Origin of the sequence: Ectobacillus sp. JY-23 (assembly GCF_023022965.1) — a bacterium.
Lineage (GTDB): Bacteria > Bacillota > Bacilli > Bacillales > Bacillaceae_G > Ectobacillus.
In genome coordinates, this window is the sequence record NZ_CP095462.1 from 2,403,481 (window position 1) to 2,417,875 (window position 14,395).

Below are 14,395 nucleotides of genomic sequence, written 5' to 3' on the forward strand. Positions count from 1 at the left end.
GATTAAGCAGCTCTCCTTTGAGATTGAGATTGTTTTTTTACACTAATCCTCCCAAGTATAAAGGGTATATATCGATTGATCACATGTATACAAGGAACTAGTATACAGAGCGAAGCAATAGTAAAGAAAAGACCTAACATATTAGGATTTTCAATCGATAATCCAATTTTCGGGAAAATCCTCTGTAAAAAGAGCTGATGAACAAGATTGAATCCTACACATATATGCAATGCTAATATGATTAAAGAGTTTTTACCCATGTATGTTATAGGTTTCATAAAAGATAAATAGCTCGAGGCATATATCCAAAAGCTAATCGCACATAGCGTCGTTACTATATCGTAAAGGTAAACATTAGCACTATCTGGAAATACACCGTATACAGTAATATCTTTCCACATATTAAAAACGTCTGTAGAGTTGCAGACAATATACACATGTATCACAGCACCACTTATTAACACATAAGATCTTTTCAACTCATTTCTCATTGGAATTGTTGTTTTTATAAAATATCCAATACCAAAGTAAATAAGATAATATAAAGATTGATCTAAGCTCCACGGCAAAACATGAGTACCCGCTAATGGGTTAAAGATAAGAAAAGAATAATAGCTTACTAAAATAGCAACTATCATTACGACATATTTTCTTTTTACATACTTATCAAATAGATAATACATAACCTCAATTGTAAATAAAGCCGTTAGAAACCATAACGGATCGTTATAATAAATTTCATTTCGTTTTGACATAACAAATGCTTTTATAAAGCTTGTTACATCTATACTTTGATGAACCAGCACCTTCAGTGCGATGAGCGCAATAATAGAAAAGCTTATATACGGAATGAGTAACGTCTTCGCTTTAGCTGTTAAAAATGCTTTAAAAGTAACATATTTTTTTGTCGAAAACAAATAACCTGAAATGAAAAAGAAAAGCGGCATATGAAACGAATAGATATAACTTCTCGCCATACCATCAATCATGGTGTGGCCGAGCACCACGAAAAAAATCCCTATTCCTTTACATACATCAATCCACTCAATTCTATTTGAAATGCTCATATTTATGTTCTCCATCTTACTGCCTATTTTATAGTGAATTCTCACGTAGTGTATACAAGTGTCATATGTATTGTCAACACGCAAAATATAGTAAACCCCTTTACATAGGAAATCCTTATGGAGGCCAATTTTTATTTGTCTTTACGGGCGTTATAAATCTAGAGGTTGACTATGCTTGGCGTTTTCTCAAACAAGAATAAAATCAACAGGTACTGTCATCACAGACAGTACCTATTTTTAAACGCTCCCCTTTAAGGCAGATTCCTTTTCCATCATGAGCTGTAAGATAAGCTCATCTGTTTGTCTCGTTCCCTCGTTTCCAAGCTTGCAGAAGCTTTCAATACTTTTCTCGACATCATCATGAATAAAACCATCTGTCGACTGAATCCTCTGCTGGTTGATTGCCATAAGAGCGGATTGAACAGCAGCATTAGCACAAGTAGACACCTTCATTGCACAACCTGCCTTAGCACCATCACAAATCATACCGGAAACATTACCAATTGTATTCTGAATGGATGACTTTACCTCTTCAAGTCCTCCCCCTAGCAAATACACGATGCCTCCGCTCGCTCCCATTCCTGCAGCAGTTACACCACATAGAGCGGAAAGACGACCAAACTTAGATTTAATATGAATGGTAATTAAATGACTGAGAGCCACAGCGCGTACCAGCTTTTCCTCAGAAACCTGTAGTCGCTCTGCAACCGCTACAACTGGAAGAGTAACAGCAATCCCTTGATTTCCACTTCCGCTGTTTGCCATAACAGGTAGAATAGATCCCGCCATTCTCGCATCCGATCCTGCGGCGGCTAATGCCATTGCTGCCGATGCTAAATCATTTGATAGAAAGCCTTTTTTTACATTTTCCTGTATCGTCCGTCCCACATTTAATCCGTACGTACCAGAAAGGCCTTCCATACCAATTGCTCGATTTAATGTGATGCTTTTTTGAACGAGCACCAAATCCTCTGGATGTGCCTGCAATACCCAGTCGAAGATTTCATCTATTGTAAGTCCATGTAACACTGTTTGTTCTGATGTAGAAGCTCCATCCTCACAACTACCTTGATACCTTACTTCGCCATCTACTTCAATTAAAGATATATTTGTATGATCATCAGAAATTACAACTCTCGAAGTATGTGATTTTGTTTTGATATACACATCAATATAAAGCCGCTTTGATGTATACGCCTGCGCCGCTGTTACTTTTCCTTCCTCTACTAGCTCTAACGCTTTCATTTCATCCTCTTGTGTAAGACCATTTAAAATTTCCAGCTGCTTGTCGGGATTGCCTGCTACTGCTCCAAGCGCAGCAACAAACGTGAGGCCTTTTGCCTTCATACCAGGTATACCTACTGCTTTCGCATTCTTAATAATATTTCCGCTAGCTTCTAAATGAAGAGATTCAATTGCCTCCCCCATCACATAGCTTCTTGCTGTTGCAGCGGCTAACGCGATTGCTACTGGCTCCGTACACCCCAATGCAACTACTAATTCTTTCTTCAAAATAGCTCGTATTTTTTGCTCCCTCATATCTGCTGCACCTATCTTATTTTTTATTTCCTTCAGTGTAACACGTGTTGACTAAAAAAAATTAGGGTTAATTTTAGAAATACTTAGGTGCTCAATCATTTTTTAAGTTTATATTATCGTAGTTTGAGGATGGGACAAAAATCTACTCCAATTATAAAACACACGCATAAATATATTGAAGCTGGTTAATACAAAGGAGGAAAAGAAAATGATGCATCCAGATACAGAAATTCGATATGTAAGTAAAGAAGTAGGGATTGGTATATTTGCAACCAAATTCATTCCACAAGGGACTATCGTTTGGATTAAAGATGACTTAGATATGATTCTTAGTGAAGAGTATATTGAAAGTCTTGACGCTATTAGAAAAGAGTTCATATATAAATATGCTTACGAAGATCGTGAGGGGGAGTATGTATTATGTTGGGATCATGCGAGATACATGAATCATAGCTTCAATCCAAATTGCGTAGATACTGCATATGACTTTGAATTAGCTGCGAGGGATATCCAACCTGGCGAACAATTGACAGCTGATTATGGAGCGATGGGAGAAGACGAGACATTTGAATGCATACCGGAAGAAGGTACATCAAGAATAAGAGTGACTGCCAACGATTATTTAACCTATTATACAGTATGGGATGAAATGGCGAGAGAAGCATTTAAATACTTCAACAAGGTAAAACAACCTTTAAAGCATCTAATTGGCGAGAAATATGTCAATAAAGTAAACGCAGTAGCTAACGGAACTGAAGCATTAGATTCCATTCTAACTATATTTATTAATGATGAAGATGAAATTTAAACTAGCAAGAAAAAGAGGGGGCGTTTTTAAAATCCCCCTCTTTTTCTCCTATCTACTTCTCAAATTAACTATAAACCAGTTTTTTTTTGCACAGTCCCAAAGTTTCGGATGTGGAAGTGTCAATCTGTTGAAACAATTCCGGTTTTCCTGTTAATGATATACCGTAAGAAGGAACCATTTCTTTTATTTTAGCTTCCCATGCATGCATTTGTTCTGGGAAACATTTTTCTAATACTTCAAGCATAACATGAACTGCAGTAGAAGCTCCTGGAGAAGCACCTAATAATGCCGCGATAGAACCATCTGCCGCACTAACTACTTCTGTACCAAATTGAAGTGTTCCTTTTCCGCCTGTTTCTGTATCCTTAATAACCTGTACGCGTTGACCAGCTACAATAATATCCCAATCCTCACTTTTAGCATTTGGAATAAATTCGCGTAATTCTTCCATACGCTTTTCATTCGATAACATAACCTGTTGAATCAAGTATTTCGTTAAAGCCATCTCCTTTATACCTGCTGCTAACATTGTAAGGACATTGTTTGGCTTTACGGAACCAATTAAATCAAAATATGAACCTGTTTTTAAAAACTTTGGTGAAAAACCAGCGAACGGTCCAAATAATAATGTTTTTTCACCATCGATATATCGCGTATCAAGATGTGGCACTGACATTGGTGGAGCGCCAACCTTCGCTTTACCATATACTTTTGCATGATGCATTTCTATAACCTCAGGGTTTTTACATACCATGAATAGACCACTTACTGGGAATCCACCAATTTGTTTGGATTCAGGAATACCTGTTTTTTGTAGCAACGGCAAGCTTCCGCCCCCGCCCCCAATAAACACAAATTTTGCAGCATGGTGTTCAACCACACCGCTATCTATATTGCGCACTTTCAATTCCCATAAGCCATCATTTGCACGTTTAATATTCTCAACACTATGCTTATAGTGAATTTGAACATGTTTACTCTTTAAATGCTTGAACAAAATGCGTGTTAAAGCACCAAAGTTTACGTCTGTCCCTGAGTCGATTTTAGTAGCTGCCATCGGTTCCTGAGATGTACGTCCTTCCATAATAAGTGGCATCCACTTTTTCAACTTCTCGGGGTCCGTAGAAAATTCCATTCCTTGAAACAACGGATTTTTTGAAAGCGCTTCAAAACGCTTTTTCAAAAAGGCTACATCTTTTTCTCCTTGCACTAAACTCATATGAGGTATGGGCATAATAAAATCCTGTGGATTTTGAATCACGTTTTTATTCACAAGATAAGACCAGAACTGCTTTGAAAGCTGAAACTGTTCATTAATCTTTATCGCTTTGCTAACATCTACTGATCCATCGGATTTTTCGGATGTATAGTTAAGCTCACACAGTGCAGCATGACCCGTTCCTGCATTATTCCATTCATTAGAACTTTCTTCTCCTGCATTTGCAAGTTTCTCAAATACTTTAATTTCCCATTCTGGTGCTAACTCTTTTAGTAATGCGCCCAAAGTTGCACTCATGACTCCGGCACCTATTAAAATAACGTCTGTGCTTGTTTGTCTGTTACTCATTTTCCCCATCCTTATCCCCTAAGATTTGCAGAAAAGATATAGACACTTATGTTTCGGCCTTAAAGCAAAGTAAGAATATAACCTACATGCATATCTTCTCCGAATCATCCATAGCCTCATTATATTATATCAGAAATATTTAAAATATTAAAATATCTAATGTTATCATATGCATACCTGAATCGTTCATTATATTATTACATTTTATTGCAAGAACCTTTTACTGTAAAAGCCATTAGAGAGCAAAAAAGCAGTATCTTACTAAAATAATCCTTAAAGTGTTTGAATAGGTAAACATACCTCAAGCATGAATGGATGCGGAGAACCTATTGGCATAGATACCCTCGAATGATATAGTTGGAATGGAAGCTTGTTCTTCAACTTTATATAGGTTTATGAGACTTATACATACTGCAGAATGTAAGGACTGAAAGGATTATACATTGAATACTATAAAGATTTTGTTTCAAAAACATGCACAATTTATTAAGTTTTGTATTGTCGGCGTGACAAATACATCTATTTCACTTATTGTATACTACTTTTTATTAAACGCTGATGTACCATACCTGCTTGCCAGCACCCTTGCTTATTGTGCAGGTCTTTTAAATGGCTATCTTTTAAGCTCATCCTTCGTTTTCAAACAAAAGCGAACAGCCGGGCAAGCATTAAAATTTATTAGTGTTTATATTTCGTCTTTGCTAATTAATTTGCTATTACTTTTTTGCTTGGTAGATGTATTTATTATATCTGAATTTCCGGCACAAGTAATAGTCACTTTTTTTAATGTTTTTTATAATTTCATCTTAAATAAACTCTGGACCTTTAAATCGTAACGAAAATATGTTTCACATGAAACATAAAAAACTTATATGTATAGAAAAAGGATGTTCCAAAAGTAACGGAACACCCTTTTTTCGTCTTATTTAAAGAAATGAATTAAAACCGTCTCTAAACCATTTGGAATACATATGAGCAAAGTTTAATAAAGCAAATAAACCAATGAAATATACAGCCATTGAAGTTCTTATCAGTTGATTTTCAATTAATATTCCTATTGTTACAAGCGAAAGCAATACAGAGCTGACTGCTAAGGAACGGTTTCCCGAACCGTAAATAGTAGGGGAGAAAAACATAACGATTAGACAACACGCTGCAGCAAGTACACATACAAGCACAAAAAATCGACTTCTCGTCACCTGCATCATTACATATAAAAGCAACAACCCATATGCAATCCAGAATATATAAGGAAGCAATGCAATTAAAAATGCTTGGTCATTAAGAGCCAATATATTAGCACTAATATCAAACTTTTTAATTTCATTGAACATATATAATTCCCGCGTGCCCACTTTGCTCATTTGGGCATATACACTAATACTCACCAACAAGATAAGCGTATATGCTGTCCAAATTCCTTTTTTCGTTTCCTTTCTCATATAAGCCACTAGTACTACGATTGTCAGTAGCAAGACGATAAACTTCATATCAATAAATACACGCTCAAATGCCCAGCTAAAGCCAATATAGAAATGATCGCGGATGCTGAGCTCATTAAAACCAGGATACCAGTAGGCCGCCTCTTCAATTGTTCGCACCTTGTTTCCAGGAGAAAATACCAAAATACTCGTTCCCATTGCCATAAGGGCAGTAAACAACAATAAACGCTTGCTTTGCTTCTTACGTTGTATGAGTATCGCTACATGAGACAGCACCGCAAATGCTGTCATGCATAAGGAAATTTGCTCTGTACCCATAGAAGCACAAACTCCTAATATTACACACAGTACAAAGTATCGATTATCCCAATCCTCACGACCGCGTAGCACTTTATCTGCATACGGAGTAATGGCAAACAAACCTAGCGTAAGGGGCCACAAATAAAACTGCGTGCCTGTAACCCAAAAGAAAGCTGCGCTTAACGTACTTTGTGCAAAATAACCAATCATTGCGAAAGCGGCAAAAAATGCAAGAATATCAACCTTCTCTTTCCAAATTCTTACGAGACCATATGCAAGCCCCATTAAAAAAAGTGGGTTTAAGATATACCATATTATTAAAGGAATGTTTAGTGTGATATATTCTAGCGCCTCTGAGAACGCACGCCCTGACCAATCATAATATCTCATATATACATACCCAGGTAGAGAATACTGTTGAGTCAGTTTTAGAAAATTCAAATCATCACCAGGCACAAGATAGACGACTTGATGATATACAACCAGAATGATGTAAAGTAATACAATAGGGATCCATCGGTACATCTTTAAATTCATACTTTAACCTCTTCTTAATATCAGATACTTGGTAGGAACATAACTTACTTGTCTAGCCTATGAAAGTACCATAATCACTCATCAGATACTATGTACATTTATTTACTATTCATCAAATGTCTTTCTTGATTTTCTACATAGCTGTTTTTTTCGATCGTATACCTTGGACGCTTCTTCGTCTCTCTAAAAATCTTCCCAATGTATTCACCAATGATGCCTAAAGCAAGAAGCTGTATACCACCAACCATCCAAATAGATAACATAAGCGAAGTCCACCCGCTAACTGTTTCTGAAAAAAGCTTAGCAAACAAGGTATAAATCGCAATCCCGATTCCAATTAACACCATAAAGAATCCAAGCGCTGATACAAAGCGGATTGGGACAATACTAAATGATGTAATACCTTCCCAAGCAAATGCCAGCATCTTTTTTAACGGATATTTTGATTCTCCTGCAAAACGCTCTTTTCGATTGTAATATACATTAGTTGCCTTAAAGCCTAATAGCGGTACAATGCCGCGAATGAATACATTCTCCTCCTGATACTTTACAAACTCATCTAGAGCTCGCTTACTCATCAATCGATAATCAGCATGATTAGGCACCAGCTTAATACCCAGTTTCCCCATTAACCGATAAAAGCCCAAAGCTGTATTTCGCTTAAAAGCCGTATCGGTATCACGCTTATCACGAACACCATAAACAATCTCATAGCCTTGCTGATACTTCTCTATAAATTCATAAATCACATCTACATCATCTTGGAGGTCTGCATCAATTGAAACAACGCAATCAGAGAATTGTCTCGCCGTCTCTAAGCCCGCAATTAACGCCCCTTGATGCCCAAAATTTCGGCTTAGCTTTAAGCCTTCTACATACTTATGAGAGGCAATTTGCTCTTCAATAATGTCCCATGTCCGATCTGCGCTTCCATCATCAACATATAAGATAATACTTGCGTCACTAATCTTTTCATCCGTAACTAAACGATTCATTACTCTTGTTAATTCCTTTGTTGTTTCTCCCAATACAGCCTCTTCATTGTAGCAGGGTACCACAATGGTCAATAGCGGCGAATTTTTGGACATCCTTTCACCTCTTTATTTTACGAAAAATCAGTATTATTCCACGATATATTATTGCATAGGAGAAATGAATGTACAAGCGTACATATATAGACTGCAATGCCTCTTTATGAAAGAACACATTCTTTTCTTAGCTTGTAGTTTCAACTACAAGTATTCTAATAAAAGTAGTATTAACCTACATCAAAAAAGGCAACTACACAGCTATTAAATAGCTGTGTAGTTGCCTTTTTTTATTGATTTTAGCTTATTTACTTACAGATTTTTTAGATACAGCATCAGACATCTTTGTAAAAGAAGGTAAACCAGAGATATATCCAATACCACCTGTTTTATTAATTCCAATCTGTTCATCCACGGCCTTCAATAACTCATCTTTATTAACCGCTGTAATTGATCTATCAGCAATCTCATCACCAGGGTGTTGGAAATTGCTAAAGATATAAGCGTAGTTATTTCTGTTATCTATAGCATTCAATCCGGTTGCTTCTGCACCAGCTGGAACAGATAAAATACGCGCTAACTCTTTTGTATCAACATTATAAGCCCAAACATAGTTATTGGTATGGTTTCCGCTATCCTCACCGATAAAGAGTGTTCTCATTGCTTCAGAATAGCTTAGATTATCTGGGTTAGCTACTTTATCTACATTTGCTGTATTACCATAAGCATCAGCTTTAGGAAGATCTTCACCTACAATTAAGCCATGCATAGAAGGAGCTACATAGGAGCTATGAATCGCTTTTCCTTTGCTATCTGTTTGACCTTTTTTCAACCCTAATTCATACGTTACACCTGATTTAATTTTTGGTAGTTGAATATGGTCGGCCGGATCTTTTCCTGTCGGATCCTTTTCCATACTTTTGCTTTGGTCAGAAATTGCTAGGTATAGCTTTCTATCTTTTTCGTTTAACGTTACACCTTCCATTTTGTTAAACTCTGTTGTTGCGCCAAGCATAGCTGCATAACGACGTGTTTCTAGGAAAGCTGCTGCTTTTTCTTTACCAGGCTTTACTTTTAAATACTCTATCTTACCGTATGAATATTGCTTAATGGCTGTAAAACCTTCAGCAGGGACCTCTGACGTTTCAAAAATATCATTAAACGTGATGCCGCTCTTAATGATATCTTCTACCTCCTTATCCGTCGCATGCCCTAGATTAATCCATTCTAAATCACCAGAACCACCATTTTCAGAACCTGTTTGCTTAAATTTAGCTGCATATAGTGTACCTGCTGATAAATCTTTTTCTTTATCGGCTACATACATAAATAATCCTGTATTCCCACCATCATCACCAAAATAAACAGTTCTATTATCCGGCATTACCTTAGCTAATTCATGCGAGATACGTCCAGTGCTGTAATGCTTCACGACCGAAGCTTTACCTTTTTTATCTACTGTAATTTCTGGCGTAAAGCCATAGTAGTATGGATTTGCTTTTGACTTATCTCCAAAGTAAAACTGAGCAAACGTTTCTACTTGGCTTCTTGTTTTAGATTGTGTATCTAAAAATTGACGTGCGTCTGGCTCATACTCTTCAGAGCCTAAGTGCGTATTCCATGGAGACATAGAGCCATTACAAGGAATCCAAAGGCCGTTTACTGCAGAAAAATCAATTTTTTTAACGGATTTTGCTTTAAGCTCTCCTGTTTTTGAGTTTTGATTCAATTCCGTTAAAGACATAGAAGCAGGAACTAATCCATAAGCTGATTTCCCGGCAGCATCAACCGTTTGATACTCGTAATGCGTAATCATATATAACTTACCGTTAATTGGGTTCAATATTGTATTTGAGTCTGGTGCATCTGAAACAAAGTATTTTTTTTCTGGGCTACTTGGATCAACAATAGGATTTCCATTCACATCAATTGGTGTACCCGCAGGAACTCGTTCTCCCTTTACTGTTGCTACTTTATCTTCTGATTTAAACAAAGTTTTGTATATTAACGGGAATGTTTTCTCTTTCCCATTTTGATACTTTACTGTAACTGATGCGTTTGTATATGTTTTTACCATTTCGTCAACAGTAGTAGGTGCCTTCATTCCATTAAACTTAACTGATTCTACTTTAAATTTATTCTGAGCAGCTACTTCTGCAGGTGCTAGTGCTGGAGCTGTAATAGCTAGGGCAAGCGCTAAAGCTGCTCCCTTTTTTACTAGTTTCTTATTAATCATCCTAACTGCCTCCTAGTAATTTGTCTCTCACAACTCTATTAAACACGATAAATTTTAAGTACATGTTAATCTTGCTTAATGATTAGGTATATTTTGTTACAGTTTGGAAACAGATGTTAGAAGTGCTTTCAGCTTTATTAATGCATATCATTGCTTCTTGCATAAAAAAAGAGAGGATTTGTTGTCCTCTCTTCTCTCCTTAACTTTCTTAACCATATACCTTTTATCCCAATCAAATCGGTACACATTTTTTCTCTCACTATTTGAGACTGACATCATCTCACTGTTCTTGCCCCATCAACATTCTTTTTCAAAGCTATCAAGCAATGCACGCACTTCATCTGTCGATCTCGTGCTCATTAACTTTATTCTTAACTCAGCAGCACCAGGAAACCCTTTAACGTAGATTTTGAAAAAGCGATGAAGCTTTGTTATCGAACGCGGCACTATTTCCGCATAATGATCCTGCAAATCTAGCTGCAGTCTTAACAAATCAAGATATTCTTTACTGCTATGCTCTTTCGGCTCTTTTTCAAATGCAAACGGATTTTTAAAAATACCTCGCCCAATCATCACACCGTCAATACCATATTGTTCAGCCAGCTGCAGCCCTGTTTGACGGTCAGGAATGTCTCCGTTAATGGTTAATAGTGTATGCGGGGCAATACGATCGCGCAATGCTTTAATTTCTGGAATGAGCTCCCAATGTGCAGCTACTTCACTCATTTCCTTTCTGGTACGTAAATGAATAGACAGGTTCGCAATATCCTGATTTAAAATATGCGTTAACCACGACTCCCACTCACTAACATCCTCAAAGCCAATTCTGGTTTTTACACTAACAGGCAATCCGCCCGCTTTTGCAGCTTGAATCAGCTCTGCCGCAACGTCTGGACGCAATATAAGGCCGCTCCCTTTGCCTCTCGATGCCACATTCGGTACGGGGCAGCCCATATTAATATCAATACCTTTGAAGCCTAACTCTGCCATACCAATACTCATTTGACGGAAATATTCGGGATTGTCTCCCCAAATATGTGCCACCATTGGCTGTTCATCCTCTGTAAAAAGCAAACGGCCACGCACGCTATCCTTGCCATCTGGATGACAATAGCTATCCGAGTTTGTAAACTCTGTGAAGAAAACATCCGGTCGGCCAGCTTTACTTACGACATGACGAAAAACAACATCTGTCACATCTTCCATTGGTGCAAGTACAAAGAATGGTCTTGGTAAGTCACGCCAAAAATTATCTATCATTTCAAACTCAAATCCTCTCGTTTTGAATACAACTGCAAACACTTGGTCAAAAACATAAAGCCAAATTTTTTACTTCTTTTATCTTATATCATGGTTAACAACTTATTTTCAAATATAAATGCAGAAACACAGTACACCCGAATTATAAAAATAAGTGCACCTTCACGGTACGCAACACAAATAGCCGTATATCATTCATTTTTGCATGAGATATACGGTTATTTTATTTTCCACATATTGTTTGGATATTTTTAGCCCAGGGTATGTATTGATTTAATATTGCTGGATCTCTAGATTGGGAAGATACGTCAGTAACTTCACGAGGTACTGATAGAAATCCATTCCATTTGCTTTTGCAGTTTCTACAATGCTCAGACAGATAGCGTTGGCCTCGGCACCAGCTTCACTTACGGAAAACAGCCAGTTTTTTCGACAATGATATTCAGACGAATGGTATGTTCAGCCGGATTATTGTCTATTTTAATGCGCCCATCGTTCAAGAATACTTGTATTCCGTTTGTGATGCTTATGATCTGTGCTGTTTGTAACAGATTGTTTTTACCCATGTTAAATATGCTACACTTTCGCAGAGATAAATATAGCTTCCTCGCGTAATGAATCGTTTCTTTTTTTGAAATGCTTCGTACAACAGTATAAAAGGTTGTCTGTTGGTGTTGTTCATATGTGCCACTGAAGAATGTTTCAGTCTTGCCTGTTTTAGTCGTTCTAGTTGATATGTATAATTTGGCGGGATCTTTTATTTGTATCAATGGGTGTGTTCATTTTGATAGATCTTATACGTCAATAAACTTAGAATTGCAGGGATGAACAATATTACGGGACACCTAAACTCAGATTTATACTCTCTCCTGGTCCGCGAGACTCTCTTGCGGGACACCTAAACTCTGATTTATCCTCGCTCGTGGTCCGCGAGACCCTCTCGCGGGACACCTAAACTCTGATTTATCCTCGCTCGTGGTCCGCGAGACCCTCTCGCGGGACACCTAAACTCTGATTTATCCTCGCTCGTGGTCCGCGAGACTCTCTTGCGGGACACCTAAACTCAGATTTACCCTCTCTCCTGGTCCGCGAGACTCTCTTGCGGGACACCTAAACTCAGATTTACCCTCTCTCCTGGTCCGCGAGACTCTCTTGCGGGACACCTAACTCCAGATTTATACTCTCTCCTGGTCCGCGAGACTCTCTTGCGGGACACCTAAACTCAGATTTATACTCTCTCCTGGTCCGCGAGACTCTCTTGCGGGACACCTAAACTCAGATTTATACTCTCTCCTGGTCCGCGAGACTCTCTTGCGGGACACCTAAACTCAGATTTATACTCTCTCCTGGTCCGCAAGACTCTCTTGCGGGACACCTAGCCTCAGATTTACCCTCTCTCCTGGTCCGCGAGGTGTTCTTCCGGCGCACCTTCACAGTACGCATCACAAACAGTCGTATATCATTCATTTTTCATGAGATATACGGCTATTCTATTTTCCACATGCTGTATAGAAGAAATAACGATAAAATTGCTTTAACATACAACTTTCGGTGATTGTGGGATGGCCTTTGGCTGTTGGATGGATAACCCTTCAAGAAGCCAGTGCAGCTTCTGTTGAGACAAATTGCGAACTTCCTTCTCATCCTTGGGCCATTGAAGCTTCCTACTATCCAAGCGTTTATAAAGCATCGCGAGGCCGTCGCCGTCAAAATACAAACATTTGTAGCGATCTTTACTCCATCCAGAAAACAGGAAGATGGAATCACCGTACAGATCAAATTTGAAAGAATCTTGAATCAGTGTTGCCAGGTCATCAATGCCTTTTTCCATATCTGTCTTGCCGCAAATAATGTATATGTTTTTTACCGCTGTGTAATCGCACTTCACAGAAGCTTCCACTGCAAATCAAAGTCATATCTCTATCAGAACGTAAGCGAGCTATTGAATCAGTTGAATTAGAATTCGACTTTGAAAACCTACACAAATCAAAGTACACTGTCCTCTTGCATGACTTATTTGGCGATTCATCTTGGGAACAATTATCTACAATACCCAAAGGTGAAATGAATTTGCCTCTTTATCCTCAAGAGTTTTTACCTCTACTTATGATATGGTTCCCCCCGATTAATTCGAAACGCCCGGTATACCTGCTCCACCAAAATTAACCGCATAAGCTGATGAGGAAATGTCATCTTGGAGAAAGATAGACTATCATTCGCTCGCTTCATTACCTGATCACTTAAACCAAGTGAGCCGCCAATAATAAACGCAATCTTACTTTTTCCATACGTGGCAAGACGATCGATTTCCTTTGCCAGCTCCTCTGATGATTTCATTTTTCCTTGAATGGCTAAAGCGATAACGTGCGTGTCGTCGGATATCTTTTCGAGAATACGAATACCTTCTTTTTCTTTTACCATTTCCATCTCAGCAGCACTTAAATTTTCCGGTGCTTTTTCATCAGCAAGCTCAATAATTTCTATTTTTGCATAAGATGAAAGTCGTTTTACATACTCCTCTATTCCTTGTTTCAGGTACTTTTCTTTCAATTTTCCAATCGTTATAATGGAAATATTCACAGCTTGGACCTTCCTTTACAAACAAATTATC

Annotated in this window: 12 protein-coding genes; 2 read left to right on the plus strand and 10 right to left on the minus strand. The window is 37.9% G+C overall.

Annotation, left to right across the window (positions count from 1 at the left end; genetic code table 11):
- Positions 1-2: 2 nt before the first annotated feature.
- Both MUG87_RS12340 and MUG87_RS12345 read right to left on the minus strand, forming a co-directional pair.
- Positions 3-1,067, minus strand: a complete 1,065-nt coding sequence (locus tag MUG87_RS12340) for an acyltransferase family protein (protein ID WP_247082551.1) — start codon at positions 1,065-1,067, stop codon at positions 3-5.
- A gap of 237 nt (positions 1,068-1,304) precedes the next feature.
- Entirely contained in the window at positions 1,305-2,606 is a 1,302-nt protein-coding gene (locus MUG87_RS12345; protein WP_247082552.1) for an L-cysteine desulfidase family protein, read from the minus strand.
- 208 nt (positions 2,607-2,814) lie between these two features.
- On the opposite strand from MUG87_RS12345, the gene MUG87_RS12350 reads away from it, so the two are divergent.
- Positions 2,815-3,414, plus strand: a complete 600-nt coding sequence (locus MUG87_RS12350) for an SET domain-containing protein (RefSeq protein WP_247082553.1) — start codon at positions 2,815-2,817, stop codon at positions 3,412-3,414.
- Positions 3,415-3,478: 64 nt separating this feature from the next.
- Here the strand turns inward: MUG87_RS12350 and MUG87_RS12355 are convergent, their stop codons facing one another.
- Positions 3,479-4,981: a malate:quinone oxidoreductase gene (locus MUG87_RS12355; RefSeq protein WP_247082554.1), complete on the minus strand. Its 1,503-nt coding sequence runs from the start codon at positions 4,979-4,981 to the stop codon at positions 3,479-3,481.
- A 461-nt stretch (positions 4,982-5,442) separates the two neighbouring features.
- On the opposite strand from MUG87_RS12355, the gene MUG87_RS19710 reads away from it, so the two are divergent.
- Positions 5,443-5,817 carry a GtrA family protein gene (locus MUG87_RS19710; protein ID WP_368042572.1) on the plus strand — a complete coding sequence of 125 codons (375 nt, stop codon included), beginning with the start codon at positions 5,443-5,445 and terminating at the stop codon, positions 5,815-5,817.
- A 90-nt stretch (positions 5,818-5,907) separates the two neighbouring features.
- Here the strand turns inward: MUG87_RS19710 and MUG87_RS12360 are convergent, their stop codons facing one another.
- The 7 genes from MUG87_RS12360 to rlmH form a co-directional block, all read right to left on the minus strand.
- The gene (locus tag MUG87_RS12360) at positions 5,908-7,260 is read right to left on the minus strand and encodes a DUF6056 family protein (RefSeq protein ID WP_247082555.1); all 1,353 of its coding nucleotides are present in this window, start codon (positions 7,258-7,260) and stop codon (positions 5,908-5,910) included.
- A gap of 98 nt (positions 7,261-7,358) precedes the next feature.
- Positions 7,359-8,348: a glycosyltransferase family 2 protein gene (locus MUG87_RS12365; protein WP_247082556.1), complete on the minus strand. Its 990-nt coding sequence runs from the start codon at positions 8,346-8,348 to the stop codon at positions 7,359-7,361.
- Between the two features lie 244 nt (positions 8,349-8,592).
- On the minus strand, positions 8,593-10,524 hold the full coding sequence (locus MUG87_RS12370; protein WP_247082558.1) for a PhoX family protein: 1,932 nt from the start codon (positions 10,522-10,524) through the stop codon (positions 8,593-8,595).
- Positions 10,525-10,821: 297 nt separating this feature from the next.
- The gene (locus tag MUG87_RS12375) at positions 10,822-11,784 is read right to left on the minus strand and encodes a tRNA dihydrouridine synthase (RefSeq protein ID WP_247082560.1); all 963 of its coding nucleotides are present in this window, start codon (positions 11,782-11,784) and stop codon (positions 10,822-10,824) included.
- 273 nt (positions 11,785-12,057) lie between these two features.
- Positions 12,058-12,126 (minus strand): hypothetical protein, encoded by a 69-nt coding sequence (locus tag MUG87_RS12380; RefSeq protein ID WP_247087686.1) that lies wholly within the window; start codon positions 12,124-12,126, stop codon positions 12,058-12,060.
- Positions 12,127-13,318: 1,192 nt separating this feature from the next.
- Positions 13,319-13,672 carry an IS66 family insertion sequence element accessory protein TnpB gene (tnpB, locus tag MUG87_RS12385; protein ID WP_247082562.1) on the minus strand — a complete coding sequence of 118 codons (354 nt, stop codon included), beginning with the start codon at positions 13,670-13,672 and terminating at the stop codon, positions 13,319-13,321.
- A gap of 212 nt (positions 13,673-13,884) precedes the next feature.
- Complete coding sequence (gene rlmH / locus MUG87_RS12390; RefSeq protein ID WP_247082564.1) at positions 13,885-14,364, minus strand: 23S rRNA (pseudouridine(1915)-N(3))-methyltransferase RlmH; 480 nt, start codon at positions 14,362-14,364, stop codon at positions 13,885-13,887.
- Positions 14,365-14,395 lie beyond the last annotated feature (31 nt).

What these genes read in the sequence shown, in the direction of transcription:
- MUG87_RS12340 (WP_247082551.1), bottom strand. Translation starts at nt 1,067, where the DNA reads ATGAGCATTTCAAATAGAATTGAGTGGATTGATGTATGTAAAGGAATA.
- MUG87_RS12345 (WP_247082552.1), bottom strand. Translation starts at nt 2,606, where the DNA reads ATGAGGGAGCAAAAAATACGAGCTATTTTGAAGAAAGAATTAGTAGTT.
- MUG87_RS12350 (WP_247082553.1), top strand. Translation starts at nt 2,815, where the DNA reads ATGATGCATCCAGATACAGAAATTCGATATGTAAGTAAAGAAGTAGGG.
- MUG87_RS12355 (WP_247082554.1), bottom strand. Translation starts at nt 4,981, where the DNA reads ATGAGTAACAGACAAACAAGCACAGACGTTATTTTAATAGGTGCCGGA.
- MUG87_RS12360 (WP_247082555.1), bottom strand. Translation starts at nt 7,260, where the DNA reads ATGAATTTAAAGATGTACCGATGGATCCCTATTGTATTACTTTACATC.
- MUG87_RS12365 (WP_247082556.1), bottom strand. Translation starts at nt 8,348, where the DNA reads ATGTCCAAAAATTCGCCGCTATTGACCATTGTGGTACCCTGCTACAAT.
- MUG87_RS12370 (WP_247082558.1), bottom strand. Translation starts at nt 10,524, where the DNA reads ATGATTAATAAGAAACTAGTAAAAAAGGGAGCAGCTTTAGCGCTTGCC.
- MUG87_RS12375 (WP_247082560.1), bottom strand. Translation starts at nt 11,784, where the DNA reads ATGATAGATAATTTTTGGCGTGACTTACCAAGACCATTCTTTGTACTT.